Source organism: Pseudomonas sp. NPDC077408 (assembly GCF_050269105.1).
Lineage (GTDB): Bacteria > Pseudomonadota > Gammaproteobacteria > Pseudomonadales > Pseudomonadaceae > Stutzerimonas.
In genome coordinates, this window is the sequence record NZ_JBNNHS010000004.1 from 306304 (window position 1) to 332888 (window position 26585).

At 60.9% G+C, this 26585-nt stretch carries 24 protein-coding genes; 10 read left to right on the forward strand and 14 right to left on the reverse strand.

Going from position 1 to position 26585, the window contains the following annotated elements; translation table 11 throughout:
- Positions 1-38: 38 nt before the first annotated feature.
- From ACQKEK_RS13960 to ACQKEK_RS13975, 4 genes are all read right to left on the reverse strand, one after another.
- Positions 39-1049, reverse strand: coding sequence for an alpha/beta fold hydrolase (locus tag ACQKEK_RS13960; RefSeq protein WP_499143203.1), 1011 nt, complete (start codon positions 1047-1049; stop codon positions 39-41).
- 234 nt (positions 1050-1283) lie between these two features.
- Positions 1284-1712, reverse strand: coding sequence for a 3-isopropylmalate dehydratase (locus ACQKEK_RS13965; RefSeq protein ID WP_499143205.1), 429 nt, complete (start codon positions 1710-1712; stop codon positions 1284-1286).
- A gap of 85 nt (positions 1713-1797) precedes the next feature.
- Complete coding sequence (locus ACQKEK_RS13970) at positions 1798-2019, reverse strand: hypothetical protein (RefSeq protein ID WP_045425167.1); 222 nt, start codon at positions 2017-2019, stop codon at positions 1798-1800.
- A 49-nt stretch (positions 2020-2068) separates the two neighbouring features.
- Positions 2069-2221 (reverse strand): hypothetical protein, encoded by a 153-nt coding sequence (locus ACQKEK_RS13975; RefSeq protein ID WP_499143206.1) that lies wholly within the window; start codon positions 2219-2221, stop codon positions 2069-2071.
- A gap of 200 nt (positions 2222-2421) precedes the next feature.
- Here ACQKEK_RS13975 and ACQKEK_RS13980 point away from each other — a divergent pair, with 200 nt between their 5' ends.
- Together ACQKEK_RS13980 and ACQKEK_RS13985 are read left to right on the forward strand one after the other, a co-directional pair.
- Positions 2422-2814: a hypothetical protein gene (locus ACQKEK_RS13980; protein ID WP_045425165.1), complete on the forward strand. Its 393-nt coding sequence runs from the start codon at positions 2422-2424 to the stop codon at positions 2812-2814.
- Positions 2815-2943: 129 nt separating this feature from the next.
- Positions 2944-4209 (forward strand): DUF445 domain-containing protein, encoded by a 1266-nt coding sequence (locus ACQKEK_RS13985; RefSeq protein ID WP_499143207.1) that lies wholly within the window; start codon positions 2944-2946, stop codon positions 4207-4209.
- Here the strand turns inward: ACQKEK_RS13985 and ACQKEK_RS13990 are convergent.
- The 4 genes from ACQKEK_RS13990 to ACQKEK_RS14005 all read right to left on the reverse strand — a co-directional run bounded on the left by ACQKEK_RS13990 (position 4206) and on the right by ACQKEK_RS14005 (position 7186).
- Positions 4206-4865, reverse strand: coding sequence for an ABC transporter ATP-binding protein (locus ACQKEK_RS13990; RefSeq protein ID WP_499143209.1), 660 nt, complete (start codon positions 4863-4865; stop codon positions 4206-4208). The two genes, ACQKEK_RS13985 and ACQKEK_RS13990, sit on opposite strands and share 4 nt — an antisense overlap.
- A complete protein-coding gene (locus ACQKEK_RS13995; RefSeq protein ID WP_499143210.1) occupies positions 4858-5619 on the reverse strand; it encodes an ABC transporter permease in 762 nt (253 codons plus the stop codon). Before ACQKEK_RS13995 ends, ACQKEK_RS13990 begins: the two co-directional genes overlap by 8 nt.
- Complete coding sequence (locus ACQKEK_RS14000) at positions 5616-6626, reverse strand: ABC transporter substrate-binding protein (protein WP_499143211.1); 1011 nt, start codon at positions 6624-6626, stop codon at positions 5616-5618. The genes ACQKEK_RS13995 and ACQKEK_RS14000 overlap by 4 nt, the downstream gene beginning before the upstream one ends.
- 113 nt (positions 6627-6739) lie before the next feature.
- A complete protein-coding gene (locus ACQKEK_RS14005; protein WP_499143212.1) occupies positions 6740-7186 on the reverse strand; it encodes an HIT family protein in 447 nt (148 codons plus the stop codon).
- 244 nt (positions 7187-7430) lie between these two features.
- Here ACQKEK_RS14005 and ACQKEK_RS14010 point away from each other — a divergent pair, with 244 nt between their 5' ends.
- The gene (locus ACQKEK_RS14010; RefSeq protein ID WP_499143214.1) at positions 7431-8135 is read left to right on the forward strand and encodes a glutathione S-transferase N-terminal domain-containing protein; all 705 of its coding nucleotides are present in this window, start codon (positions 7431-7433) and stop codon (positions 8133-8135) included.
- 145 nt (positions 8136-8280) lie between these two features.
- The gene (locus tag ACQKEK_RS14015; protein ID WP_499143216.1) at positions 8281-9600 is read left to right on the forward strand and encodes a serine hydrolase domain-containing protein; all 1320 of its coding nucleotides are present in this window, start codon (positions 8281-8283) and stop codon (positions 9598-9600) included.
- A 32-nt stretch (positions 9601-9632) separates the two neighbouring features.
- On the opposite strand, the gene ACQKEK_RS14020 is transcribed toward ACQKEK_RS14015, so the two are convergent.
- The 3 genes from ACQKEK_RS14020 to ACQKEK_RS14030 all read right to left on the reverse strand — a co-directional run bounded on the left by ACQKEK_RS14020 (position 9633) and on the right by ACQKEK_RS14030 (position 11561).
- Entirely contained in the window at positions 9633-10361 is a 729-nt protein-coding gene (locus ACQKEK_RS14020; protein ID WP_499143218.1) for an anti-sigma factor, read from the reverse strand.
- The gene (locus ACQKEK_RS14025) at positions 10358-10918 is read right to left on the reverse strand and encodes a sigma-70 family RNA polymerase sigma factor (RefSeq protein ID WP_499143219.1); all 561 of its coding nucleotides are present in this window, start codon (positions 10916-10918) and stop codon (positions 10358-10360) included. Before ACQKEK_RS14025 ends, ACQKEK_RS14020 begins: the two co-directional genes overlap by 4 nt.
- A 112-nt stretch (positions 10919-11030) precedes the next feature.
- On the reverse strand, positions 11031-11561 hold the full coding sequence (locus ACQKEK_RS14030) for a DUF3455 domain-containing protein (RefSeq protein ID WP_499143220.1): 531 nt from the start codon (positions 11559-11561) through the stop codon (positions 11031-11033).
- A gap of 583 nt (positions 11562-12144) precedes the next feature.
- Between ACQKEK_RS14030 and ACQKEK_RS14035 the strand changes: the two genes are divergently transcribed.
- Positions 12145-12564 (forward strand): YciI family protein, encoded by a 420-nt coding sequence (locus tag ACQKEK_RS14035; protein WP_499143223.1) that lies wholly within the window; start codon positions 12145-12147, stop codon positions 12562-12564.
- Positions 12565-12582: 18 nt separating this feature from the next.
- On the forward strand, positions 12583-13002 hold the full coding sequence (locus ACQKEK_RS14040) for a VOC family protein (RefSeq protein WP_499143224.1): 420 nt from the start codon (positions 12583-12585) through the stop codon (positions 13000-13002).
- Between the two features lie 880 nt (positions 13003-13882).
- Here the strand turns inward: ACQKEK_RS14040 and ACQKEK_RS14045 are convergent.
- A complete protein-coding gene (locus tag ACQKEK_RS14045) occupies positions 13883-14626 on the reverse strand; it encodes a Mut7-C RNAse domain-containing protein (RefSeq protein ID WP_499143225.1) in 744 nt (247 codons plus the stop codon).
- Between the two features lie 76 nt (positions 14627-14702).
- Positions 14703-15485 (reverse strand): sulfite exporter TauE/SafE family protein, encoded by a 783-nt coding sequence (locus ACQKEK_RS14050; protein ID WP_499143226.1) that lies wholly within the window; start codon positions 15483-15485, stop codon positions 14703-14705.
- Positions 15486-15685: 200 nt separating this feature from the next.
- Between ACQKEK_RS14050 and ACQKEK_RS14055 the strand changes: the two genes are divergently transcribed.
- Positions 15686-16696, forward strand: a complete 1011-nt coding sequence (locus ACQKEK_RS14055) for a ribonuclease Z (protein WP_499143227.1) — start codon at positions 15686-15688, stop codon at positions 16694-16696.
- A 123-nt stretch (positions 16697-16819) separates the two neighbouring features.
- Positions 16820-18937: a TonB-dependent receptor gene (locus tag ACQKEK_RS14060; RefSeq protein WP_499143228.1), complete on the forward strand. Its 2118-nt coding sequence runs from the start codon at positions 16820-16822 to the stop codon at positions 18935-18937.
- 172 nt (positions 18938-19109) lie between these two features.
- Here ACQKEK_RS14060 and hrpA read toward each other — a convergent pair whose 3' ends face one another.
- Positions 19110-23219, reverse strand: a complete 4110-nt coding sequence (gene hrpA / locus ACQKEK_RS14065) for an ATP-dependent RNA helicase HrpA (RefSeq protein ID WP_499143229.1) — start codon at positions 23217-23219, stop codon at positions 19110-19112.
- Between the two features lie 276 nt (positions 23220-23495).
- Here hrpA and ACQKEK_RS14070 point away from each other — a divergent pair, with 276 nt between their 5' ends.
- The gene (locus ACQKEK_RS14070; RefSeq protein ID WP_168425089.1) at positions 23496-24770 is read left to right on the forward strand and encodes a tyrosine-type recombinase/integrase; all 1275 of its coding nucleotides are present in this window, start codon (positions 23496-23498) and stop codon (positions 24768-24770) included.
- Positions 24771-25089: 319 nt separating this feature from the next.
- The gene (locus ACQKEK_RS14075; RefSeq protein WP_499143238.1) at positions 25090-25431 is read left to right on the forward strand and encodes a BRO-N domain-containing protein; all 342 of its coding nucleotides are present in this window, start codon (positions 25090-25092) and stop codon (positions 25429-25431) included.
- The last annotated feature ends 1154 nt before the right edge of the window (positions 25432-26585 follow it).

A 26585-nucleotide genomic window follows, 5' to 3' on the forward strand; every position in this document is an offset into this window, starting at 1 on the left:
GGAGATCGGCGTACCGGCCACCGCACCCGCGGCGTGGCTCAACGCGTCTTGAGCCCATTGAGCAACGCCTCATGGAACACATCCGGCGCCTCGACCTGCGGTGAATGGCCCAGTTTAGGAAAAGGCACCAGGGTCGCGTCGGGAATCATCGCTGCGGCCTGCCGGCCAAGTTCGGGGTAGTCGCCCAGGCGTTGCGCGACGTCCTCCGGCGCTCGATTGGCACCCGGTGCGGTGCGGTCCTTGCCACCAATCAGCAACAGGGTCGGCACGCTCAGCGTGTCGAATTCGTGGATCACCGGCTGGGTGAACACCATGTCGGAGGTCAGCGCCTGATTCCAGGCAACGATCTCTTTGCCGTCACCGGCGTACATCCCAGCCAGCATGTTTACCCAGCGGTCATAGCGCGGCTTCCAGCTGCCGTTGTAGTAGAACTTCTGCTGGTAGGCTTTGATCTTTTTGAAGTCGGTCTTCAACTCGCTCTGGTACAGCTCTTCGATTGGCGCATAGGGCACGCCCTTTTCTTGCCAATCCTCGAGCCCGATGGGATTGACCAACACCAGCTGCTCGACCATCTGCGGGTAATTCAGTGCGAACCGTGACGCCAGCATGCCACCCATGGAGTGGCCAATCACCGTGGCCTGTTCGATGTCCAGCGACTGCAAGAGCGCCCGGGTGTTGTGTGCCAGCTGCGCAAAGCTGAACTGGTAAGCCTCAGGCTTGCTGGAGCTGCAAAAGCCGATCTGATCGGGCGCAATCACTCGATAACCGTTTTGCGAGAGCACCGCGATGCTCTCCTCCCAGGTCGCCGCGCAGAAGTTCTTGCCATGCATCAGCACGACTGTTCGCCCATTGGCCTTGCCCGCTGGGGTCACGTCCATGTAACCCATGGTCAATGGCTGGCGCTGAGACGAAAACTCGAAGCGCTTGATCGGGTGGGGATACTCAAACCCTTCAAGGTGCGGGCCGTAGGTCGGTTGTTGTTCAGCGTGCAGCGCAGGGACCAGAGCAAGCCCGGCGACGAACATCAGGGAGGATATGGCTCGTTTCACGCATCGACTCCTGGCGGGCGGCCATTCGGCCGCGGCGGCGTATGGGTCGTTGTGCGGAGCTGGCTGTTACCGACGTTCAGACAGGCGCCGAAGGCTCAAGCACAACGGTTTGCCTATCTGGGAGCACGAAACCGGAGTGAGGGTTCGGCGAGGCCGGCGCAAGAATGTTTCTTCGTAATACCGCCTCGCGCCAGTGACCAAACTGCGACACCGGCCGCGAACGATGCAGCGCTGCTACTGGGCGTCGACCTGCTGGATATCGAAGCCGATGCGGTTATCACTGCTGATGCGGAACTGTAGCGTTTCACCCGACTCGACCCGCGCCGCCTTCTCGCGCAGCAGACTGCCCTTGCCGCACAGCGTGTCGTCCTCGGGGTCCGATTCGATGCTGACGATGCGCATCCCGGCCGGCACATGCAAGTGCACCTGCTCGCCGACATGGATCCGCGCCGCCAGCCTGCGATCGACCATCACCGCCACGTAGCAGCCGCCGCCGCGAATGCCGAAGTCGCGGGTCACCACCAACTCGCCACCATTGGACACAGGTGTCTGAAAGCCACGCAGACGCTCCTCGGGCACTGGCGTGATGTCCTCCGGGTCCGCCTGCCAGGACGAGCAACCGGCCAGGGCCAACACAGGGATGAGTGCGAGCATCATGCGCATAAGGATTCTCCTGTCAGATAAGCGAAGCGGTGATGGTATGACAGGTGTGTTCGCTCACCGTGCGGAAATATGCGCTCACTTGGATCTAACGGGTCGATACCGGATGACTGCTGCCCGGGTAAGGCCGCTCTTCTTCTAGCGTCCCGTGGCGATCGTAGACCTCGACCGATGCGGTCTTGCCTTCCATCAAGCTGTCCAGGCCGGTGAACATTTCGTCCTTGGTCAGGGTTCGCAATACCGTTTCCTGGGATTGCTGGTCGGTCAGCTCCCAGCCCATCGGGGTCGGGTTCACGTGATACTTGTCCATTTGGCTCTCCTGGGTGTTGCGCAGTTTCGGCAGCGCAGGTCATTCAACTTCAGCCGCGGCTGTCTTGGTCGTCATCGATCTCGCTGTCGTCGAAATCAGGATCCTCGCCTGCTTCCTTCTCGCCAGCATCGGTCATGGTGATGTCCGGCAGATCCTCGGTCGGCTTGTTCTGCTCACGCTGAGTCTGGTCGCTCTGGTTCATGGCTACCTCGTTGGCTTGGTTCAAAGGGTCTACCCGATTGGAGCAACAGGCGCCCTACAGCGTTCGCCTGTCCGGGCACCGGTGGTCCGATCAGTGCTCTGCAGCCAAAAGAATCCATCGCCCTTCCCAACTTGCGATTGCAGCGCCCCCCGGACTCCACCACACTGCCGACAATCCAATCTTTGACCGGAGCTGCTGCCATGCCTGCCACTCAAACCCCGTCGCGCGACAGTATTCTGGCCGACCCGGATGCACTCAACTGCACCATCTACCGCGCTCACGAAACGGACCCGGATGGTGAAGAACGCGACATGGGCGACGCCCGCGTCATCATCACCGGGCAGTTCGAGCCGCCGCAGGAGTGGGATGCCAAGGCGCGCGCCGACTATTTCGACGGGATGCCGGAAGACGCCTTCTTCACCGCTGTATTCGCCAGCGAACCTGGCTCCGACTCAACAGGGTTCTTTACCGTCGAAGCCGACGATTATGCTGCCGTCACCGAACAGGACGGCAGCATCTCCATGTTCTACGTCTGCGAGCGGCTGGACGACGACAGCTACGTGCTGCTGCGCGAGGAAGACGACGAGGAATAAACCGCACGCCGGCGGTTACCGAACCCTCACCTCGCTAGCCGGGTCTGTCTTGTATAGGCAGACCCGTCGGCCGTAGTCGATACGACTGAGTAACACCCCGCACACCATTCGCCGCAAAAGAGGAATCGCATGAGCCCTCTGCACCGCCGCTGGCAATCCCCCGTCACACGAATGAAGCTGGTCGCCGGCCTGCTCCTGCTGCTCGCCGCGCTGCTCTACGTCATCGCGACCGCCATGGAGCCGCGTCACCCGGCCTGGGGCTACCTCGCCTCTTTTGCAGAAGCGGCAATGGTCGGTGCGATTGCCGACTGGTTCGCCGTGACCGCCCTGTTCCGCCACCCGCTCGGCCTGCCGATCCCGCATACGGCGATCATTCCGCGCAGCAAAGCGCGCATCGGGCGGAATCTGTCGACATTCATCACCACTCACTTCTTGTCCACTCCGATGGTGCTGGCCAAGCTCGAAGCACTGGATATCGGCGGCCGGCTAGCCAACTGGCTGCGCCATCCCGCTAATGCCGAAGCGGTTGGCCGCCAGCTCACCGGTATGGCGCGGTTCGGCGTCGAGTCGCTGCACGATGAACGCGTGCAAGCGTTCGTACAGGCCAAGCTGATCAACCGAGCGCGCAAGGTCGATCTCGCACCGATCTGCGGTCAGGTGCTGGAAATGCTTACGCGACAGGGCAAGCATCAGGCGATGCTCGATGAAGCGCTGATCAAGGTCGATGCGCTGCTGCAGGACGATGACACCCGTGCGCTGGTCGCCGATGCCATCACGGCCGAGGTCCGCACGCTGCGCTATCTGGGACTCGGCAAGGCGGTCGGCGGTTGGTCGGCGAACAAGTTCGTCGACGGCGTATCGGCTGTCATCGCCGAGATCGCGGGTGACCCTGAACATCCGCTACGGGAGCGCTTCGACGAGCATGTTGCGGAGTACATCGACCGGCTCAAGCATGACCCGGCCTACCGGCTGGAGGTCGAACGCATCGTCGCTCAACTGCTGGAACATCCGGCGACCACCGATTACCTGCAGACGCTCTGGCGTGAGCTGACCGAGTGGCTGGAAGCGGATCTGGAGAGCGCGGATTCACGCATCGGCAAAAGGATCGTGCGCCTGACCCAGGGCTTGGGCGACTCGCTTTCCGCCGACACGTCCATGCGTACCTGGATCAACGAGCAACTGATGGCGGCCGCGCCCAGCCTGCTCGAGCGCTATCGCGGGCAGATCGGCAAATACATCACCCAGCGCGTGGAAAACTGGGAGAGCCGCGAGCTGGTCGAGCAGATGGAACAGAGCGTCGGCAAAGACCTGCAGTACATCCGCATCAACGGCACACTGGTGGGCGGGCTGGTCGGACTGCTGCTGCATGCCCTGACTCAGCTCGCGGTCGGCTAGGCATTGAGCGACCGCAGCGCCTCGCTCACCTGACTGGCGCTGGCGGCAGCGGCCAGCGGCCGGTCCCAGCGCAAGGTCGCAGGCCGGCCGCTCATGTACCACAGACGATTGGCCAACTCATCGGCGTCCCGCGCGTCGTGGGTCACGCAGATCATCGCCATCCCCGGCTGTGCATCGAGTAATCGGATGATGAGGCCGCGCAGCTCGGCAGCACGATCCGGATCAAGCGAGGCGAAGGGTTCGTCGAGCAACAGAAGATCCGGCCGGATCGCCAGGCTGCGTGCCAGCGCCGCTCGACGCGCCATGCCAAGCGAGAGCTGATCCGGCAGACGATCACCCACGCCGTCCAGCCCCACCTCGCACAGCAAGCGGTCGATATCGGCAGGGGAAGCACCGACCAACGCCAGGTTCTGCCGTACCGTGCGCCAGGGCAGCAGGCGATGTTCCTGAAACAGATAGCCAACACGCAATCCCGTGCGTGAATGGACCGACGCGCTCAAGCGGGGATCGAGCCCGGCGATGGCGTTGAGCAATGTCGTCTTACCGATGCCGGAGGGGCCAAGCAGGCATATCCGGTCCCCGGCCTGCACCCGTACGTCGATGGCGCCCAGCACGGCATGCCCCGCCGCGGCGCCGTCGATCTTCAATTCAAGCATGCTGCATGCCCGCGTCACGCCAGCCTGAAGCGCGTCGTTCCAGCGGCTGCAGCAACGCCAGTTCGATCACCTGCACCACAGCAATGAAGGCCAGGCTGTAGGCCAGGATGCTCGCCACATCGAAGACTTGAAACGCCATGTGCAGCTGAAAGCCGACGCCATCGGAGCGGCCCAGCAGCTCGACCACCAGGACGATCTTCCAGATCAGCGCCAGGCCACCGCGGGTCGCCGCCATCAGATACGGAAACAGCTGCGGCAGCCAGACGTTCGCCACCCGCTGCCAACGGTTGAAGCCGTAGACCTGGGCCATCTGCTCCAGCTTCGGATCGAGGCTGCGCGCGCCTTCACGCACCGTCACCGCCACGTTCGGCACTTTATTGATCACCACCGCCAGCACCGCTGCCGCTTCCACCAGACCGAACCAGACGTAGAGCAAGATGATGGTGACCAGCGCTGGCAGATTGAGAAAGAGCACCAGTAGCGGATCGAGCACCGCGTTGGCGAACCGCGAGCGCCCCATCCAGACGCCCAGCAGCGCACCCAGCGTCATCGCAAGCGCAAAACTGAGCAGCACCCGGCGCAGGGTGACCAACAGATGATGGGGCAGCTCACCACTCTGGACGGCGAGCCAGAACGCATGAGCCACCTCAGCCGGCGAAGGCAGCAGCGGTGTGTCGACTGTCAGCGCAATGACGGCCCACACCGCGACCAACAGCGGCAGTGCAACCCAGCAGGCATAGCGCGAGCCGGTCATGGTTCGCTCTGAAACAGCGCCGCGGGCATCAGCTTTTCCGGCTCGGCGCCGGTCAGCAGCAACAGCCGATGCAGCGCAGCGATGCGCGCAGCGTCCAGCGGTTGGGGGATGCCTTCGACAAAGCTGTCATGCAGCGCAGCGAACACCGCGTCGTTATCGGCCCGCATCAAGGGCCGGATTTCCTGCCAGAGATCGGGCTGACTCGCCAGCTGGTCCTTGGTCTCGCGCAACGCACGGGAGAAGCGCTGCAAGAGGTCGTCGTGCTCGATTGACCAGGCTTGCGGAAACAGGTAGCCGAGCACCGGGAGATCGGGATCGAGCCCTAGCGTTCCAATCAGATCCGCCAGACCGAAGGCAATACGCACACCGCCCTCGCCGCGCAGGCGTGCCGAGAAGTGCCAGAAGGTCAGCAGCGCATCCACCTGGCCGCGCCGCAGCGCCTGGCTAAGCAGGGGCGGCGCCGCGTACTGCACCGTCGCCTCGCGGGCCAGGTCAATCCCCTGCCCCGCCGCCACCTGCTGCAGCAGTTGCCAACCAAGCCCGTCCGGCCCACCAGCGACGCCAATGCGCTTGCCGCGCAGGTCGGCCAGGGTGCGAATATCGCTGCCGTCGTCGACCAACACTTCGCCGATCTGCGAGGAAAACGGCAGGTAGCGATACGCCGTCCCGGCCTCGTAGCGTGCCTGCGCCCAGAGCAGGTCGCTTACCGCGCCATCCACGCTGCCGCTGCTCAGCGCCAGACGCGACGCTGGCAAATCAGCCACCAAACGCACCTCGAGATCGAAGCCGTTGGCCTTGTCCAACCCGTGACGCTTGAGATGGTCGAGCTCCCAATGCGGCGTGCCGAACTGCAACACGCTAAGGGTCAGCACCGGCAGCGGTTGCGCCTCGCCCTGCGCCTGAACGAACAACGGGACTACCGCGAGCAGAACCACACGCCCGCATCGAAGCGCTGCGAGGCATGCACGAGCGAAAGACAAGGTGAGGAACCACGGAGCAGGCTTCATGCCCGCAGGGTACGAAGCCTCGCATTCGCTACGAATAGTACTTTGGTGTTTCTTCGCTGCTGCGATGGTCGCGGCTGCAACCGGTGCGGCAGCGGTGCGGGTTCAGGTGCCGATCAGTGCTCGCTCTCGGCAAGCTTGCTTACCAGCCGCGCCTGCAGCTTCTCCAGCTCTGCCGGATCAGCCTTACCTGCAGCGTGAATGCCGAGCCCCTCGCCCGAATAGCGCGGGACGATATGCACGTGAATATGAAACACCGTCTGCCCCGCCGGCGCGCCGTTGAACTGCGCCACTTGCACGCCATCGGGTTGCAATTCCTCGACGATCACGCGAGCGAGCTTCTGCACCACCGCCATCACCCTGCACAGCGCATCGGTATCCACATCGAGGATGTTGCACGCTGCGGACCGTTTCGGAATGACCAGCGCATGCCCGTAGGACTGCGGAAAAAGATCGAGAAAAGCCAGAACATCGTCATCCTCGTAGAGCTTGTAACAAGGCGCATCGCCGCGAATGATCTGGGCGAAGATGTTCTGTGGGTCGTAGGGGGTAGTCAGGGACACGTGCGGCGCTCCATAGCGGGGGTTGGAGTCCAAACCATAGCGGGCACCAATGCCCATGCAAAGCGGCGGATCCAACAACGTCACTCTAACAACCGACTTAATCAGGCGCCCAAGCGCGCGTGCCACACTTCAACCAGACAGCACGCGCAGAGACTGCGGCTGTCCGAATGGAAAGCGGCCAAAGACGCGCTGTCGCAATACGACGCTCTGTTTCCATCTCCGACGTCTCCCTCAGGAGGAACCGATGCACGATCTATCCACCTTTACCATTACCCAGAAATGGCCTGCCAGTTACCCGGATCGTCTGCAGCTTTACTCGTTGCCTACGCCCAACGGGGTAAAGGTGTCGATCATGCTGGAGGAAACCGGTCTGCCCTACGAGGCGCATCTGGTCAGCTTCGAGAGTGGTGACCAACGCTCAGAAGAGTTCCTTTCGCTGAACCCGAACAACAAGATTCCGGCGATCATCGATCCCAACGGCCCGGACGGAGAGCCGCTGGCGTTGTTCGAGTCTGGTGCGATTCTGCTGTACCTGGCTGAGAAAACCGGCCAGTTGATGCCGGAAAACGCCGCAGCCCGCTACGAAACGATTCAGTGGTTGATGTTCCAGATGGGCGGCGTTGGCCCGATGTTCGGCCAGCTCGGCTTCTTTCATAAGTTCGCGGGCAAGGATTACGAAGACAAACGTCCACGCGACCGTTACGTCGCCGAAGCCCAACGTTTGCTGGGCGTGTTGGACAAGCGCCTGGAAGGCCGCGACTGGCTCATGGGCGGGCGCTACAGCATCGCCGATATCGCTACATTCCCGTGGGTCCGCGGCCTGGTGGAGTTCTACGAAGCGCGAGAACTGGTGGAGTTCGAGCGCTTCGTCAACGTCCAGCGGGTACTGGATGCATTCGTTGCCCGGCCAGCGGTGGCCAAGGGGCTGAATATTCCACCGCACGGGTGATGCTGGACTAGGGTTGACGGAGTGGATCGCTTATTGGGGATGGCTGCTGGCTGACCTCGCCACGACAAAACCGAGAGGTGACGGTATGGCAGGCAACAGCTTCCGACTCAGACCGCGCTGCCCGGATGCCCACTGTCGAGAACCGATGCAGCGTTACAAACGCTGGGACAGGCGTCTAGTGGCCGCGATCTGTCTGGCCAGCCTGTGCACGGGCGCTCAAGCACAGCTGACGGCTGCGGAGTCCGACCCGGTCAAGTTGGGCTGGATGCAGGGCTTTCCGCCTCCTGCTGAAAAACTGATCGGCCAGCCGGACTCGAACTACTTCAGTTTTCCCAAGCTGCGTTGGACCGTGTGCCATATCCGCGAGCTGCTGCCCACAAAGGCCGTCAGCCGAGGGTTGGATGCACCGGCGCCTTTGCGCCAATCGCTCGACAGCAGCATTGATGCCGTCAGGTTTATCCCCCTTGGCAGCCGCGAGCCGATGACGTGGGAGCAGTCCCTGGCAGCGAACTACACCGACGGCATCATCGTGCTGCACCAGGGCCGTGTGGTGTACGAACGCTACGCCGGCTGCCTCAATGAGCAGCGCAAGCACGCCGCGATGTCGATGACCAAGTCGCTGACCGGCCTGCTGGCCGAGATACTGGTTGCCGAAGGTACGCTCGATGATCAGGCCAGGGTGGCAGAGCTGGTTCCCGAGTTGGCCTCCAGCGCTTTCGGTGATGCCACCGTACGGCAGGTCATGGACATGACCACAGCGCTCGACTTCAGCGAGGACTATGCCGATCCCAACGCGCAGATCTGGAGTTACAGCGCGGCAGCGAACCCCTTACCCAAGCCTGCCGACTACAAAGGGCCGGTCGGCTATTACCAGTACCTGCAGGCCGTCGCCAAGCGCGGCACCCACGGTGAGGCGTTCGGCTATCGGACCGTCAACAGTGATGCACTGGGTTGGATCATCGCCCGCGTGTCCGGCAAGGCCGTCAGCGAACTGGTCTCCGAACGGTTCTGGCAGCGCCTGGGCACCGAGCAGGACGCTTATTACACGGTCGATGCACTGGGTACGCCGTTTGCCGGCGGCGGTCTGAGCGCCGGCCTTCGGGACATGGCCAGGCTCGGGCAGTTGATGCTCGATGAGGGGCAACACGACGGAGCGCAATTGTTCCCTGCAGAAGTCGTTCGGACCATTCGCACCGGGGGCGATAAGCAGGTGTTTGCCAAAGCCGGATACAAGACGCTACCAGGCGGCAGCTATCGGGCGATGTGGTGGGTGCTGCACAACGCCAATGGCGCTTTCGCCGCTCGCGGTGTGCACGGGCAAACCCTCTACATAGACCCGACAGCCAAAATGGTGATTGCCCGGTTCGCCTCCCACCCCTCGGCCAAGAATGCGGAAAATGACCCCACTTCGCTGCCGGCCTACCAGGCGCTGGCGGACCATCTCATGGAGAAAGCAAAGCGCTGATCAGCTGGGGCGCGGTTTGTTGCGCCCCGTCTTCAAATGACCTTGGCCGCACGCCCGATGAACTGAATTGGCCCGGTCGGCAGCCCGGTCGGCGAGCCGGTCGGCTGTTCCAGCGTCAATTCGAATAGCTGGTTGGGCTGCAACGGCGGCAAATCGTCGAGGCGAATCCTGATCGGCTCACCCGGCTTGACCAAGCCGAGGGACACCGGCGCCTGCCAGCCTTCGGCCTTGGTCCAGAGTTGCAGGGCCTTGTCCGGCGGCAGTTCGGTGACACCCAGCGGTATCAGCTCGATTTCACGTGTTCGATTGCTGGCCTGCATGACCCAACCCGGTGAAAGGTCCTGTGGGGTGGCGAGCACAACGAGCCAGGTCGGCGAAGGTTCGGGTGAAAGACGCGTCAGCAACAAGGCGCCGAGCACCAGCGTGGCGGCCATGCCGGCAGCAGCAAAGCCACGCCACAGCGACAGGCTCTCCCACCAGCTGTTCGGGCGGGCGGGTACAACCGGAGCGGCCTGGCGACTCGTCTCGTCCAGGCTGCGCTCGATTCGATTCCACAGGCGCGGCGAGGGCATTTGCGGTTCGACCAGATCGGTCAGGTAGAGCAGACGCGCTTCCCAGTAGTCGACTGCTGCTTGCAACTCAGGCTCTACGGCGAGGCGCTTTTCGACGGCTTCCCTGTCTTCGGCCGAGAGGGTTCCAATCACATATTCGCCGGCGAGTTCGTGCAGGGCCTCGTTCGGATCCTTGGGTTCGTTGTTCATCCGATGCACTCACGAAGGGCGGTCAGGCTGCGGCGAATCCAGGCTTTTACCGTGCCCAGTGGCGCACCCAGGCGATGGGCGATTTCCTGATGCGAATAGCCGTCGACGTAGGCGTGAAACACGCAATTGCGACGCACCGGTTCGAGTTGTTCTAGACAGGCTTCGATCCTGCCGGGGTTTACCCGCCAATCGAAGGCGTCGGTTTGTTCCTGCCAGCCGTCGATGGCGGCGTGCTCCATGTCGCCCACCTCGTCCGGTTCCATCTGGACGTGGCGGGCGTTGTTACGTACGGCATTGAGCGCCAGATGGCGGGTCAGGCTGAAGATCCAGCCGCGAGCCGAGCCACGCGCCTGGTCGTAGGTACCGGCCTTGTTCCAGATGCGGATGAAGGCGTCGTGAACGATGTCTTCGGCCAGGGCCACATCCCGCACGATGCGCTGAACGACGCCGAGCAGTCGTGGGCTTTCCTGCTCGTAAAGCTGCTGCAATGCAGATCGTTCGCCACGTGCGCAAGCGCGCAGGGCCGCTTCGTAATCGAACAAGGGGGGTTGCGACACGGTATCTGCCATTGGCTGGTTATCGACACCCCCGACGCATACGGGCCGGGGAGTCAGAGCATAGAGGCGATCAGCGCTCATATCGAGCGGCTTTTCACCCACTGCGCGTCGCTCACTTGTTGGCCCAGAACAGGTAGTCGGCCTGGTAATCGACGACTTGGCGCTCGCCCTCGTTGGCCGCTGCGCATGTTTTGGCCGGCGCTACGCCCCCTTTGGTCGCGACGCGCTGGATGTAGGTGACACCTGTCATGCTGCCCTTACCGTCAGCCGGGTTGGCCTTGACCAGCTGATGCGGAATGTTGCCGTCGCCGGCCGGGGCAATGCCGACCTGAGTACCGGTCACCTTGGAGCCGTCCATCGCTTCCCAGGTTGCTGGTGGGCCGTAGTATTTACCGACCTGCTTACCGCTGCGGTCGTTGAGCGCCGCTTTCGGCCCCATGAAGACCCAGGCCATTTGGCCGGGCATGTCGGTCTTGGCTTGGCATTCATAGGTGATCTGGCCAACGCCGACCGTTTCCATGGCGACCTTGTGGCCGTCCGGTACGCGCACGGCTTCAGGTACGTCCATCTGGGCGAAGGCGCTGGAAGAACAGCCAATGGCCAATGTCAGGCCGGTCAGGCAGAGGATCTTTTTTGCGTCCATTTTCGTGTCTCCGGGTAGTGATCAGATTGAGCGGCCAAGCAGCCGCTACCTGTACTACCCGTCAGGCAGACGATTGGATGCAGTGAGTTTGAAAAATAATCTGCTTAGCTTTGCGCATGACCAGTCGCGCCGATGCCGGACTGACTTTCTACATTCGCAGAGAACACGCGATGCCCTATCTGACCACCTGGAATTCCCGACCGTCGATCAGCAACGCTATGACGCGCTCAGCGCAACGCTCGCATCAAGCGGCCCCCCGTCCGGCATCCTGTTTCACTCATGTGCTGCCGTGCCCCATGGCTGGCGCATCACCGATCTGTGGGAGAGCGCAACCGCTTTCGATCGGTTCGTCGACGTATCGCTCCTGCCTGCCACCCGCGCATTGGGCTGGCCAGAGCCGTCGCGCAGGGAATGTATCGCCACGTACCACGCAGGCATGGTTCATCGCTGAATGAAGAATCGCTCCCTGAAGAAAAAGACGTTTGGTTGTCGATTTGGCTGGGCTCTGAACGACTAGGGACCAGTGCCAGCGGATGCGTTGACGCCGACTTGGCCGTCCTTAACTCACAGAGGAACCGAAGCGATGCGATTCATGGTGATGATCAAGGCCAACGCGCAAACCGAAGCGGGCGAGATGCCCAGCGAGGATGTTCTTGCAGCCATGGCCCATTACAACGAAACCCTGGCCAATGCCGGCGTGCTGCTTGGCGGCGAAGGCTTACACCCCAGCAGCCGAGGCGCGCGGGTGCGTTTCGACAGCGGCCAGTGCTCGGTCGTGGATGGCCCCTTCCTCGAGACCCACGAACTAATTGCAGGTTTCTGGCTATTCCAGACGGCCTCGTTGCAGGACGCCATTGATTGGGTAAAGCGCTGCCCGGCATCGGCCGTCGGTGAATCGGAAATCGAAATCCGACAGGTGTTCGAAGCCGAGGACTTCGGGGCGGAATTCACCGCCGGATTACGCGAGCAAGAAGAACGCCTACGCGCGCAAATCAACCACTAACCGCACTAGGAGACTCGAATGAAAATTACCCCTTACCTAACCTTCGACGGTCAGGCACGTGACGCCTTTACGCTGTATCAGCAGGTACTCGGCGGCGAACTGGAAATGATGACTTTTGCACAAGCGCCTGACGCTGGACAATTCCCGGCGGAACATCGCGACCGAATCATGCATGTCTGTCTGAACCTCGGCGAATTCTCGCTCATGGCGTCGGATGCCATGCCCGGAGATCCCGCTTGTGGCGGAGGACAATACGAAGGCATTAAGGGTTGCTCGATCTCTTTGCACCCTGAAAGCATCGCCGAGAGTGAACGCCTATTCGCAGCGCTTTCGGAGGGCGGGCAGGTCGTGATGCCCCTGGAGAAAACTTTCTGGGCCGAGCGTTTCGGCATGTTTATCGACCGCTTCGGCGTGTCCTGGATGATCAACTGCGCTTAGTGGCAAGCAGCCACCCCTCGACCCATTCGAACGGATTTGTCCAGACTTATAGCAGCGAAATTATCTAAAAAACCCGTTGACAGATAATTTTATGCACATAAGACCTGGTCGGGTTGGCTCTACTCGCGGGGGCGTTGTAAGCGCCAGGCTAAACAAACCTAAGTCTTTGATTAAAAAGACTTTATAAATAACGAGTAAAAACCCGCCGATCTGTTCTGAGCCGCGCCAGATGGGCGTTTGAGCGAGTCATCCAATATCTGTTCACAGTGTTATCCACAGATTTTGTGGATAACACATCTCTTCCCAAGCACACCGGGGCTTAGCGCCCGCCGGTCACGCCTTTACCCTCTGATTGTTACAGTTTTGCCAACCATGCCGTGGAGCCTTTCGGGGATCCAACCAGGGAAGCTACGTCGGATTTTTCCGCCGTGTGGCCGATTTCGCTAGGACGCTCGTCCTAGCGGTGCTGCTATTTCCCCAGTGCGTTGGTTCGCTGTGCTGAAGACGCGACGACCGATATCACGTCTTCACGGTGGTCACCACGGACAAGGGGTTGCAAGCCGCACGGGATGGGCAGGTGCTTTCACCCGACCCTATCTACCTGTCCAATCAGCGAGCCGTGGGCTGAACGCGCAAGCAACGGCCTGATCAGGTCAGTGGCCTCGACGGCGGAGGCCTAGCAGCATCAATACCAGGCCTGCCCCCAAAAAGCCGGGCGCCATCCATAGAAAGGTTTTCGTCTCCGACGCAAGGCCAATCGCCAGGCAAGTAACTCCTGAGACGAGCAGAGGGATGGCCGGCGTAAGATAGGACATCGTGTGGCGCTGCATGGTCGGCCCCAGAGGGATTGGGGACAACATTAACCGATACGAAAAGAGCGCTAGTCAACGAGCGTCAGGGAATCGAGCAAGGCCCGCATGTCCTGCCAGTGCGTGCCTTCCCAGAAAATCCGATCACATTGATCGCAGCGCCAAAAACGCTCATGGCGCGCCTGCACCCGCGGCGGCACACGATCGAGTATGGCCTCCTTACCCACCGGATGCAGTGGTACGTTGCAGCTCAGACACAGGCTAAAGGGCCGGGCATGGCTGGCCAGATCGAAGCGTTGGTAGAGTTCGCGTAGCTGGTCCTGAGGTTTGATTGCATGTACATAGCAGCCGTGCAGCACCAGCCGATGCATCAGCAGCGCACGGTCGCGGGTCAGCAGCGCCCGGCGTTCACGGTTGGCCAGCTCTGCCATCGCCGCATCTTCAAAATTATTGTCGTAGAGGGTGTCGAAGCCAGCCATTCGCAGCAGCCGCGCCAGACCTCCGAGGTGGGCATCGGCCACGAAGCGGGGCGGACCCGGCGGCAAGGGTTCAATGGTGGTCAGGGAGCCGATATCCAACTGTTCGAACTTGGGATACACGGCGATTCGGGCACCCTCTTCGATAGGCCAGTCAAGGCCAGCCGGCGCGCCATTGGCCAGCACTAGCGCCACCTCGGTATGCGGTACGCCGAGGGCTTCGATCATGTGCTTGGTGGTGGCGGACTCGGCGCAGGAACAGCGAAACGCCTGCCCGCGACGCTCGACGGCAAGGAATGCGTTCAACCTGGCATAGAAGCGAAACGTTGCATTCGTCATGGTATCTGGGCGACGCCAACCGCGCATGCTCTGCCAAGAATTGCGCGGCGCGTGCCACTCCCGAAAAAGCGATAGGTCAGATTAGCTTATAGCCGATCATCGCCAACATGACTGCCAAGCAAGGTCGTAACACCGCTTCCGGCACCCGGCCGGACAGGTTGCTGCCCAAATAAATGCCCGGCAACGAGCCTATCAGCAGGTAGCTCAGGATCGTCCAGTCCATGTTGCCCATGCTGGCGTGGCCCAGCCCGGCTACCAGCGTCAAAGGCACCGCATGGGCGATCTCAGTCCCCACCAGGCGGCGCGTGGCGAGCAAGGGGTAAAGGAAGAACAGCGCCACCGTACCCAGCGCACCCGCGCCTATCGAAGTCAGCGTGACCATTGCGCCAAGCACAACGCCCACAGCTACGGTCAGGATGTTCAACCCGCGAGGCGACAGCCTGGGGGTCGGGCCTGACAAGCGAGCTGCCACAGCGAGCAGTTGCTTCTTGAACAGCACAGCCAGCGCCGTGAGTACCAGCACGATGCCAAGGGAGTGCTTGATGATCGCGTTGAGCGCATCCTGGTCCGTGTGCAGCCCTTTCAACAGCCACAGCGTCAGCGCTGCGGCCGGCACACTGCCCAGCGCCAGCCAGCCGGTAATGCTCCAGTCGATATTGCGATTCTTCTGGTGTACCCAGACGCCGCCGGCTTTGGTAATCGCTGCGTAGAGCAGGTCGGTACCCACGGCCGCAGCCGGGTTGACGCCGAACCACAACAGAATCGGCGTCATCAGCGAGCCACCGCCTACACCGGTCATGCCAACGATAAAGCCAACCAGCAGGCCGGCTATAACAAAGCCGATTACACCGAATTCCATGCGAACGTCCGATTCAAGGCACACAGGCCGCGTCAAAGACCAGCAGCATAACGGTCCGAACTAGCAATCCTTAATATAAGTTCGTGCTTTCTTAGTAGCTAAAAGATATATGACCACGGCAATGTACCCCGGTCGGGTGCCGGTTTATCCGCCGGCACTCGGCCGCCATACTGACGCGACGACTACGCACGAGCATCACCATGGACTTGATCTTCCTTGGCACTTCTTCCGGCACGCCGACCAAGGCCCGCAATGTCAGCGGCGTAGCGCTGCTGGAGGACAGTGGTAAAGGCTGGTATCTGATCGATTGTGGCGAAGCCACCCAGCATCAATTGCTGTATACGCCGCTGACGCTGCATGGCTTGCGTGCGATTTTCATCACCCATGTGCACGGCGATCACTGCTACGGCTTGCCGGGTTTGCTCGCCAGCGCTGGCATGGCGCGGCGCCAGGAGCCGCTGGATATCATCGCTCCGCGGGCGATCGAAGACTGGGTACGCGCCACGCTGGAAATGAGCCAGAGCTGGCTGCCCTACGAACTGAAGTTTCACGCCACCGAGTCGTTCGCCGGCTGGTGCAGCTCGCAGATGCGCGTCGAGGCCACCGCCCTTTCCCATCGGGTCCCGAGCTGGGGTTACAGTTTTACCGAAAGCCGCCCCGATCCTAGCCTCGATGTCGACAAGCTCGACCGCGACGGCGTGCCGCGCGGCCCACTCTGGGGCGATCTGATGCGCGGTCACGACATCGAACATGAGGGACGCACGCTGCGTAGCGAGCACTATCTACTGTTCAGTCGTGCACCGCGTCGTGTCGTTATAGCCGGCGATAACGACCAGCCCGAACTTCTACGCGAGGCGTGCCAAGGCGCGCAACTGCTGGTCCACGAAGCGACCTATACCCAGGCCATCGCCGAAGCCGGCAAAGCTGATTTCGGCCACAGCACCGCCGCGCAGATCGCCGCATTCGCAGCGTCGGTCCAGCTGCCGCATCTGGTGCTGACGCACTTCAGCGCGCGGTATCAAGGCGCACCGAACAGAGGCTTATCAATTGACGACATTCGGGTGGAGGCAGCAGAGCATTTCGCCTCGAATTTGATTTTGGCCGAAGATCTGTTGCGGATCAGGCTGGACCAGGGAGGTCAGCTGCAACGGGTGGAACGGCTTAGCAAAGATGCGCGAGCAGCAGCCGTGAGTCGGCCGGGCGGCTCGTAGCGTAGGGCGAGGCGGGAAACAATAACGGAAGAGCGTAAAGCTAACCACTAACGATAATCTCTATCATTTACATTGCGTTTACATATCGCTATCGTCGCCTCCTCTTCCACTGGAGATGACACCGTGCCATCAAATGTAACCCGTCTATTGCCGCTGCTCAGCGTGCTTGCAGCTCCGGCTGTTTACGCCCAATCCGCTTCCCCGCTTGAGCTTCCTGCCACCGCAGTAACCGGTGCCCGCGAAGAAGCGAGCTATAAGCCCGAAGAGAGTAGGACTGCCCTGAAAATTGACGCCCCGCTGCGCGATATTCCGCAGTCGGTCAATGTGGTTCCCCAGAGCGTGCTCAGGGACCAGGGCGCCGATTCCCTTGAGGATGCGCTGAAGAACGTACCCGGCATCGGCCTGAGCAACGGCGACGGGCAACGCGACCAGGTCACCATCCGTGGCTTCAGCGCCATTGGCGACCAGTACATCGATGGCATTCGTGATGACGCGCTTTACTACCGGGACATGTCGAACATCGAGCGCGTGGAGGTGCTCAAGGGGCCGGCGGCAGTGCTTTATGGTCGCGGCTCGTCTGGCGGTCTGATCAACAGCGTGACCAAAAAACCTACATTCACGCCAGAGCAGGAAGTGGGTGTCAGCTTCGACAGCGAAGGAAAACGGCGCACTCAATTCGATGCTGGCTGGGCCGATCAGGAGCAGAAAAACAAAGCGTTTCGTGTGACCGGCGCGCTGGAAGACAGCGACACCTTCCGCGAAAACGGTTTTCTGGAACGCAAGGCCCTGGCGCCGTCTGCCTACTTCCAGCTCTCCGAGGATCTGGAGATCAACCTCGGCGCGTCATATCTGTACGACAAGCGTCTGATCGACTTTGGCATTCCGGCACTCAACGGCCGCCCGGTCGATGTCGATCGCGATAAACGCTTCGGTTCGGCCGACGCGGATCAGGACTACACCCGTAGCGAAGTCTTCTCGCTGACTGCCGGTATCGATTACCGCATCAATGACGCCTTCACGCTGAGCAATACCAGCCGCTATTACCATTACGATCTGGACCGCAACAACACCCTGGCTCACACCGACGCCAACCGCTTCGTCACTGCCCCGGACGGTACCTTGCTGGTCAAGCTCAAGCGCGGCAATGTGCAGCGTAAAGAGGATGGTTGGTTCAACCAGACCGAGCTGAAACAGAACGCGGTTTTCGCTGGAATGAATCATCAATTGCTTTACGGCGTTGAGTTCGGACGCCAAGAAAAGGATCAGCAGTTTTTCAACCAGGATGATGTAGCGAGGGTGCCTGTTTACGGCGATGCGCTACAACCAGTGCCGTCTCAGGCCAACCGGAAGACCGGCGACGGTCTCAATACGCAGGAAACTACAGGCCTCTACATCCAGGATCTGATCGAGCTGTCGCCACATTGGAAAGCGCTGTTAGGCGTGCGTTACGACGAGTTCGACCAGACCTTCCGCGACGACCTCAACGGCAAGACTGAGCTGGAGCGTACCGATTACACGCTGAGCCCGCGGGCGGGTCTGGTCTGGCAGCCGGATGACAGGCAGTCCTACTACCTTTCGGTCAGCCAGTCCTATCAGCCCTCAGGCGAAATGTTCCAGGTCAGCGCAGCCAACGTGGAACTGGAGCCTGAGGAAACCACCAACTACGAGATCGGCGCTAAATGGAACCTGCTGCAGGATCAGCTCACGTTGACCGCAGCGGTATTCCGCCTGGAGCGTACTCAGATCAAGACCACCGACCCAGTCAACCCGGCCAAACTGGTACTGGCGGGTGAGCAACGCACTGACGGGTTCGAAACCACCTTCATGGGTCAGGTCTCGGACAACTGGCAGCTCTATGGTGGCTATGCCTTCCTGGATGCGGAGATCACCAAATCGAACAGCAAGACCAACGGTATTGCCAACGAGGGCCAGGTGCCAACGCTCACGCCGCGCCACAGCGCCAACCTGTGGGCGGTGCGCTCACTCACTACCGACTGGCGTGTTGGCATGGGCGCCAACTATGTCGGCAGCCGGTACACCTCGCTGGATAACGAAACCGAGTTACCCGGCTACACCACATTCGATGCAGCGCTGTTCTATCAGCAAGAGCAATGGGATGCGGCACTGCGCCTGTTCAACGTCTTCGATAAGGAGTACTACGCCTCGGCCCATGGTTCGGTCGACCTGATTACCTCTGGCGCGCCGCGCACCCTTGAGCTGAGCGCTAACTACAGATTCTAAACGCCCTTCGGCTACCCAAAACAAGCGAGGCGCTTGTTGATAAGCGCCTCGTTTTACTAGCGGCCTATGCCACCGTCAGCACTGTTCCGGCTAGCAATCATGCGGGCTGCTTAGGGTGCGCCTGAAAAACAATGACGACCTGAAGAACAGCCGCGACTGCAACGCTCTACGGTCAAGCCTCCACCTCGCTCCACTGCTTGTTCAAGCGCTTGTCCGATACCGCCATCTTTGTGCCCAGCTGCTGCGCCCAGAGCGACACGCGATACTCCTCCAGCATCCAGCGGTACAGCACCAGTTCCGGATCGCGCTTGCCTTCCTGCTGATGCTTTTTCAACCGCGCCTGGTACTGCTCCCAGTAGCCAGCCAATTCGCCGGACCACACCCGATCGCGCTGCAGCTGCGCGCCGATCTTCTCAAAGCGCTGTTCGACGGCTTTGAGATAGCGCGGGTATTCCTTGAGCCATTCGCCCGGTGTTTCGCGAACGAAGCCGGGATAGACCAGATTGCCCAGCTGCGCCTTGATGTCGTTGAGCGCGACCGCCTGGGCCAAGTCGATCTTGCCCTTGAAGCGCTTCTGCAGGCCATGCCAGAGCTTGAGGATGTCCAGCGTCAGGCGCGCCAGACGCTCAGCATGGGTCGCCCAGTCGCCACGCTTGCGTTCCGCCAATGACGCAAGCGCAGCACCATCGCGTGGCAGTTGCGCTTCGCCGTCGAGGATGCAGCTGTCGAGGCTGGCCAGGAGGATGTCCTCGACCAGCGCATCGATCTTGCCCATGTCGCGGTACAACAACGCCAGTTCGGTCAGTCCCGGCAGCTTGTTGCGCAAGTACTTGGCCGGTTCGGCCAGTTGCTGCAGCAGCAGTCGTTGCAGGGCGCGGCGGTGCTGATAGTCGGCTTCGGCCTGGGTCGGGAAGCGGCCTTCTTTGACCACTCCGCCCTCTTCCACCAGTGCCGGGTAGACCGTCATGGACAGCCCCGCCATTTTCGCCTGGGCTTTTTCCGCCACCTGGGCGAAGCCCTTGGCCTCCACCGGTTTCTGTTCGGCCTTTTGCTGCGAGGGCGCCAGTGCGGCCTGGCTCGCCTCGTTAAAGCGTGCGGTCAGCTCGGCAAGATCACGGCCTTCACCCAGAAACTTGCCGCGAGCGTCGACCACCTCGATGTTCATCTTCAGATGGTTTTCCAGACCCGCTGCGGCTTCGCTCCAGGCCTCGTCCGACACCCGTGCACCGGTCATGCGCAGCAGCTCGCGACCCAGCGCTTCGGGCAGTGCGCCCTCGCCAAAGGTGACCTTGGCGAGGGCTGCCTTGACGAAGTCGGGCACCGGCACGAAGTTCTTGCGGATCGCTTTCGGCAGGTTGCGCACCAGCGCCACCGCCTTGGCCTCGATCAACCCTGGCACCAGCCAGTCCAGCCGCTCGCTGCGCAACTGCGGCAGCAATGGCGCCGGCACACGCAGAGTCACGCCGTCGCGCGGATGGTTGGGTTCGAAATGGTACTCCAGCGGCAGTTGCAGCTCGCCGATGCGCAGATGATCCGGATACATCGCCACAGTGACTTCGCTGGCATCACGCGCCAGCACGTCTTCGTCGCGCATGACCAACAGTTGCGGGTCTTTGGCGCTCTCGCGCTTGTACCAGCTTTCGAAACTGGCGGTCTGGTAGATGTCCTGCGGCACGCGAGCGTCGTAATAGGCGAACAGGGTGTCTTCGTCGGCAATGATGTCCCGCCGCCGCGCCTTGGCTTCCAGTTCGTCGAACAGCTCCAGCAGCTCGCGATTGGCGGTAAGCGCCTTGGCCCGGCTGTGCATCTCCCCGCGCACCAGGCCTTCGCGAATGAACAGCTCCCGTGCGGCAGGCGGGTCGATAGGCCCGAAATGCACCGGGCGTCGCGCCACCACGATCATGCCGTACAGGGTGACCTGCTCGAAGGCCACCACTTGCCCGCGCTTCTTCTCCCAGTGCGGCTCGAAGTGGTTGGTCTTGATCAGGTGCTTGGCCAGCGGCTCGATCCAGTCCGGCTCGATCTTCGCCACCATGCGGGCGAACAGCTTGGTGGTTTCGACCAGTTCCGCCGCCATTATCCAGTTGGGCTTCTTGCGCCCGATAACGCTGGATGGGTGCACCCAGAAACGTCGCTGGCGGGCACCCAGAAAGTCGCCCTCCTCGGTCTTGTGGCCCACCTGGCTGAGCAGACCGGACAGGATCGCCTTATGCACCGCGGCATAGCTCTTGGCTTTCTGCGCAGCCTCGCTGGCTTCGGTCTGTTGGGTGAGCTTGGCGTTGAGCTTTTTGTCGGTGGTGAGCGCAGGCGGCTCCGGACGCTCGTTGTAGGAGCCAGCTTGCTGGCGATCCTCGCGCTCGGAGACATGATCGCCAGCAAGCTGGCTCCTACGAGAAGCAGGCTCTTTATGCTCCTGCAGCTTCAACTCCCGCACGATAAGCGTCAGTTGCCGATGCGCGTCACGCCACTCGCGAAGGCGGAGATAGTTGAGGAAATTCTTCCGGCACCAGGTGCGCAACGGATTGGAACCGAGCGCCTGACGCTGCTCCTCGAAGCCGCGCCAGATATTGATCAGCGCGGCGAAATCCGAATCCGGATCCTTCCACTGAGCATGGGCCTGATCGGCCTGTTGCTGGCGATCGGCCGGTCGCTCGCGTACGTCCTGTACCGACAGCGCACTGGCAACGATCAGCACCTCGGCCATGCTGCCCAACTGCACCGCCTCGAGCAGCATGCGGCCCAGGCGCGGGTCGATGGGCAAACGCGCCAGCTGTCGGCCCAGCGGTGTTAGCTGGTTTTCGCGATTGACCGCTGACAGCTCCTGCAACAGGTTGAAGCCATCGCTGATCGCCCTGCCATCCGGCGGCTCGATAAAGGGGAAATCCTCGATCTGGCCAAGGCGCAGATGCAGCATCTGTAGAATGACCGCCGCGAGGTTGGTGCGCAGGATTTCCGGATCGGTGAATTCCGGCCGACCGAGGAAATCCTCCTCGCTGTAGAGGCGAATACAGATGCCTGGCTCGACCCGCCCGCAACGGCCTTTGCGCTGGTTGGCGCTGGCCTGGGACACAGCCTCGATGGGCAGACGCTGCACTTTTGCGCGATAGCTGTAGCGGCTGATGCGCGCCGTGCCCGAATCGATTACGTAGCGGATACCGGGCACGGTCAATGACGTCTCAGCCACGTTGGTTGCCAGCACGATCTTGCGACCGGCCGCGGGGCGGAAGATTTTCTGCTGCTCGGCCGGGGTCAAACGCGCATACAGCGGCAGCACCTCAGTGAACTTCAGGTTGGCCTTGCGCAGCACTTCGGCGGCATCGCGGATCTCGCGTTCACCGGGCAGAAACACCAGCACATCGCCCGGACGCTTGCCGACGCTTTTTTCATGCGCCTCGATTTCGTCCAGCGACGCCAGAATGCCTTGGTCGACAGTGAGATCGTCCTCGACCCGGTTGCCGTCCTCGTCGCTTTCCGCCGCCAGCGGGCGATACCAGGTTTCGACCGGGAAGGTTCGGCCGGACACCTCGACGATGGGCGCGCCCGGAAGGCCGGCCCCAGCAAAGTGCTCGCTGAAGCGCTCCAGATCGATGGTCGCCGAGGTGATGATGACCTTGAGATCCGGCCGCCGTGGCAGCAAGGTCTTGAGGTAGCCGAGCAGGAAATCGATGTTGAGGCTGCGTTCGTGGGCCTCGTCGACAATAATGGTGTCGTAGCGCTCAAGGAAACGGTCGTGCTGGGTTTCGGCCAGCAGGATGCCGTCGGTCATCAGCTTGATCAGCGAACTGTCTTTGCTCTGGTCCTCGAAGCGGACCTGATAACCCACCAGCTCACCCAGTGGCGTACCGATTTCCTCGGCTACCCGCGTCGCGACGCTGCGTGCAGCCAGTCGACGCGGCTGGGTATGACCGATCAGCCCGTGAACACCACGGCCGATTTCCAGGCAGATCTTTGGCAATTGGGTGGTCTTGCCAGAACCCGTTTCCCCAGCGATCACCAACACCTGGTGCTTTTCCAACGCAGCCTTGATCTCCTCGCGCTTGGCGGCAATCGGCAGGCTGTCGTCGTAGCGCATGGTCGGCACGCTCTGCCGCCGCGCCTCGGCCTTGGCGGCAGAGGCGTGGAAACGTTCGAGCCACTGGGCGAGGCGCTCGTCTTCGAGCGGTGCATCGCCAACTTTCTTGCGCAGGTCATGCAGCTGACGCCGCAAGCGATGGCGATCGGCGTACATCGCCTGGTCGAGGTTTTTCAGGAGTTGATCAAAGGCGGGCGTTGCGTCGGTCATGGACAGCCGTAAGCGATAGCGTGAAGGCCGCGATTGTCGCAGATTTGGCATGGATGTGGTGGCTCCCCAGGAACCACGCGGACTCCAGCAATCATGGGCCTTCACGAAGCTACACTCAGTCACAACCCAGTCACAAGCCGGTCACAAGTTCGGGTCGTTTTGGCCTCCCCTTGGCACTTCAGGAAGCAAGGCGTTTATCAGCTGAGGGTCCGACCCAAGGGCTCCGTTGTGGCATCCTGCACAGTCTCTCTCCGCACCACTGACCGATCTACCGCAATGACAACCAGCAAGCAGCTCCAGGCGGCTCTCAGAACCTTCCATCTCGACAATCCTGACTCTACGTGGCCTGAAATACGCGATCACCTTCGGTCTATCGCAGAGGACCTGTTGGCGACTCCGACAGAGTGGGAACTGCTGGACGTAATGTGCATGAACTACTCGGACCTCAATGATGACTTGGGGTACATCGCATCGACTGCCGCTCTGACCGTTCCTCAGGCAAAAGGCGTGTCCATGGCAAGGCAGATTATGCTGGCAGCTGAGCGAAGGCTGGGAGGTGACCCAAGGCAGCTGGTAAGGCTTATAGATAAAATAGATAGGGATGCTGATCGTGATAGCCCCAAAGCATCATCTGCCTCCCTATCTGTAAGCCCACCTCAGGCCCTTCCTCCGGTTCGCTTTGAGTCTCTCGCTGAGTCCTACCGTAACGAGCACAAGGCGAACGTCAAAGAAAGCAGCATGAAGGAAATCGGCTATTGCCACGGGACCCTTTCGGAGGCTCTTGGCGATTTGGACATGAGGACGCACACACGGGCCGACCTTATCGCCCTTCGGGATACGCTTTCAGAGTCCCGGCGTCCACTCAGCGTCAACAACCTGCTAACCAAGCTCGCTACGGTCCTCAGCTGGGCTGTGAGCAACGATCTGATTCCCAAGGCATACACCCAAAACCTCAAGTACAAGAAGGGCGCAGAGAGCACCAGAAAGGCGTTCACTCAGGAGCAGATAGCTACGCTGATGACCCACGTTAACGGCCTCCCCGCTGACTCTTGGAAGCGCTGGGCGCTGTCACTGGGAGTCATCACTGGGGCAAGGCTGAATGAATACGCCCAGTTGACCAAAGAGGACATACGCAAAGAGGGAGATATCTGGGTTATCGACATCAACGACAACAATGGAAAGGAACTCAAGACGGCACAGTCCAAGCGACTCGTTCCGTTGACCGATGGGGCCTATGGGTTCGACCTGAGGGCCTTCCTGCGCTTCGTGGAGGATGCCGAGGCGGATACCGTGCTGGGCGTGAACTACCGCCTTGCTGGTCGAGGGCTTAACTTCGCTCTACGGGACATCCTGAGCAACGATGATCCAGACCTGACCCTCCACTCGCTGAGGCACTCAATCACGTCCCTGCTGCAAGCTGAAGGGGTCCCAGTGGCATACGTACAGGCGATCCTTGGGCAATCTTCGGGCACCCTGGCTTTCGATACGTATGGCTCTGGGGTGCCGGTGGAGAAGCTGGCAGTCGTTCTGAGGGAGAAGCTCCCCAGGTAAGCCGAGCGGCTGGTCTAAAGGACCCGAGCGGCGCAGTTCACAGCGTCAAGGGTCTCAAGGACTTCGGCGGTACTCTCCGACTGGGGACGTTCCCTGGCCTCAAATGCCAGAGAGCTTTCCGCTCATGCCGAACGGCAATCGGTACACCAAGACTGCCATGCGCCTGCCCCTCTGGAACGCCTGTGAGGTCTCGACAGAAATGCCAGACCTTCCGGTGGACCCCCAGCGGTCAACTCTCCCAGAAGCGGAACATGCAGTCCCCCGAAGCAGGCAATAGGTATCAGGTGCGCTACTGCGTGCCGCCGAGCTGGACGTTCTGATCGGCCATCCCGAGCATGACCTCCTGTTCATCGCTACTCAGGTGGCACAAGCGGCTGGCCTGAAGAACCCGAAGCAGTCGATTCAGGACCTACGGGCCTTGAAGTCGGCACCAAAGCCTGGGGTCCACCTCTCGACACTGGTACAGGAAAACTTTACCAGTCTCCCCTTAGATGGGAAGGGCAGGGCAATACGAAAGACCACCATCATGTTCACGGAGGCCGAGACCTACCGGATGCTCCTGCGAGGCCACGCCCCGGCCAGTGAGCCCTTCCGCAAGTGGGTCACCGAGGAAGTCCTCCCGTCGATCCGCAAGACCGGCCAGCAGTTCGCCGGGGAATAATGTGGAGTAGTGCTTAGCTTGGAGTAATGGCGTATTGATACCATACGAAACCATTGGAGGAACCGTATGAAGATCAAAGCGCTATGCCTCATTACGCTGGTCACCGCTGTGGCTGGCTGTGCCTCGCATTCCCCTAATCTACAGGTGGGAAACGAGCTGACCTACACGAGCCTCAAGGAACATCGCGATGCCTTAAAGACGGTCAAAGTTTACGACTCCCTACCAAAAGGAGCTGAAATCCTTGGGGAAATCTCCGCGTCCCGCTGTCACCGAAACTCCCTACACGAACCCCCACGAGAGGAGTCCGTAGTAGCCGACCTACAGGTATCCGCTTACGTCAATGGGGCAGACGGAATCACAGGCGTGTCAATCAAGAAGGCATCCGCCTTGTCGAGTAACTGCTGGCATGTTCTGAATGGAACCGCCATAGCATTCACCCAGCCGAGCAACTGACAGTCCACAAAAACCCTCACTATAAGGAGAGACGATTGATTCCCTCCTTCCGCCAGTCCGCTGGCACTCAGTAGCGAGCTTCGCTATGCCCATTCGACTTCCCTGCGGTTGCTCTTAAAGCAGCTCACCAGGGTGACCCTTTCTTATCCACTGGAATGACCCGCCGCTGACTACAGCACAGGGACCCAGCCGTGGACCCGGTAGTCGAGCCGGGGTGAGCTATGAATTAAGCCGAGTGTTCCTCGGTCGTCTCAGGGAGGTGGTGGCCCCTGATTCGTTCATAGACACAAGGGTGGCTGTTACTTAAAGATTCTAAAGGGTTATCTTTTAATTACTCTTTTAATAATCTTTTAAACTTTAGGTTATCTCTCAGTCCTTAGGTTCTCCTTGAGGAACAAGGGTTGTCTTCAAGTGTAAGACAGGTCTTGCCAGACCATGATCCTGATCCTTTGAGGGCAACCTAATGTCCTTGAGTCTGGCTCTCGGTCAACCAGTGCAAAACCTGCAAAGGTCCACCTCAGTTAAAAACCCTCACTAATAGGACTACCCCTCGGTTGTCCCTCATCGCCCGTCGCTGGGCACAAACGCCAGTTCCCTCTGGCAATCCCAATCCAGTCTTTCTGATAGCGCCTTTCATGCCACGCCGGTTCCCTTGTCTGGGGTCTGGATGACCGGCTGTGGGTGCGACCTGAAGGGCGCTA

Coding starts and splice junctions, on each gene's coding strand:
- ACQKEK_RS14035 (WP_499143223.1), top strand. CDS start 12,145: ATGCGATTCATGGTGATGATCAAGGCCAACGCGCAAACCGAAGCGGGC.
- ACQKEK_RS14045 (WP_499143225.1), bottom strand. CDS start 14,626: ATGACGAATGCAACGTTTCGCTTCTATGCCAGGTTGAACGCATTCCTT.
- ACQKEK_RS13980 (WP_045425165.1), top strand. CDS start 2,422: ATGCCTGCCACTCAAACCCCGTCGCGCGACAGTATTCTGGCCGACCCG.
- ACQKEK_RS13975 (WP_499143206.1), bottom strand. CDS start 2,221: ATGAACCAGAGCGACCAGACTCAGCGTGAGCAGAACAAGCCGACCGAG.
- ACQKEK_RS14020 (WP_499143218.1), bottom strand. CDS start 10,361: ATGAACAACGAACCCAAGGATCCGAACGAGGCCCTGCACGAACTCGCC.
- ACQKEK_RS14015 (WP_499143216.1), top strand. CDS start 8,281: ATGCAGCGTTACAAACGCTGGGACAGGCGTCTAGTGGCCGCGATCTGT.
- ACQKEK_RS13970 (WP_045425167.1), bottom strand. CDS start 2,019: ATGGACAAGTATCACGTGAACCCGACCCCGATGGGCTGGGAGCTGACC.
- ACQKEK_RS14030 (WP_499143220.1), bottom strand. CDS start 11,561: ATGGACGCAAAAAAGATCCTCTGCCTGACCGGCCTGACATTGGCCATT.
- hrpA (WP_499143229.1), bottom strand. CDS start 23,219: ATGACCGACGCAACGCCCGCCTTTGATCAACTCCTGAAAAACCTCGAC.
- ACQKEK_RS14040 (WP_499143224.1), top strand. CDS start 12,583: ATGAAAATTACCCCTTACCTAACCTTCGACGGTCAGGCACGTGACGCC.
- ACQKEK_RS13985 (WP_499143207.1), top strand. CDS start 2,944: ATGAGCCCTCTGCACCGCCGCTGGCAATCCCCCGTCACACGAATGAAG.
- ACQKEK_RS13990 (WP_499143209.1), bottom strand. CDS start 4,865: ATGCTTGAATTGAAGATCGACGGCGCCGCGGCGGGGCATGCCGTGCTG.
- ACQKEK_RS13965 (WP_499143205.1), bottom strand. CDS start 1,712: ATGCGCATGATGCTCGCACTCATCCCTGTGTTGGCCCTGGCCGGTTGC.
- ACQKEK_RS14010 (WP_499143214.1), top strand. CDS start 7,431: ATGCACGATCTATCCACCTTTACCATTACCCAGAAATGGCCTGCCAGT.
- ACQKEK_RS14000 (WP_499143211.1), bottom strand. CDS start 6,626: ATGAAGCCTGCTCCGTGGTTCCTCACCTTGTCTTTCGCTCGTGCATGC.
- ACQKEK_RS14070 (WP_168425089.1), top strand. CDS start 23,496: ATGACAACCAGCAAGCAGCTCCAGGCGGCTCTCAGAACCTTCCATCTC.
- ACQKEK_RS14050 (WP_499143226.1), bottom strand. CDS start 15,485: ATGGAATTCGGTGTAATCGGCTTTGTTATAGCCGGCCTGCTGGTTGGC.
- ACQKEK_RS13995 (WP_499143210.1), bottom strand. CDS start 5,619: ATGACCGGCTCGCGCTATGCCTGCTGGGTTGCACTGCCGCTGTTGGTC.
- ACQKEK_RS14055 (WP_499143227.1), top strand. CDS start 15,686: ATGGACTTGATCTTCCTTGGCACTTCTTCCGGCACGCCGACCAAGGCC.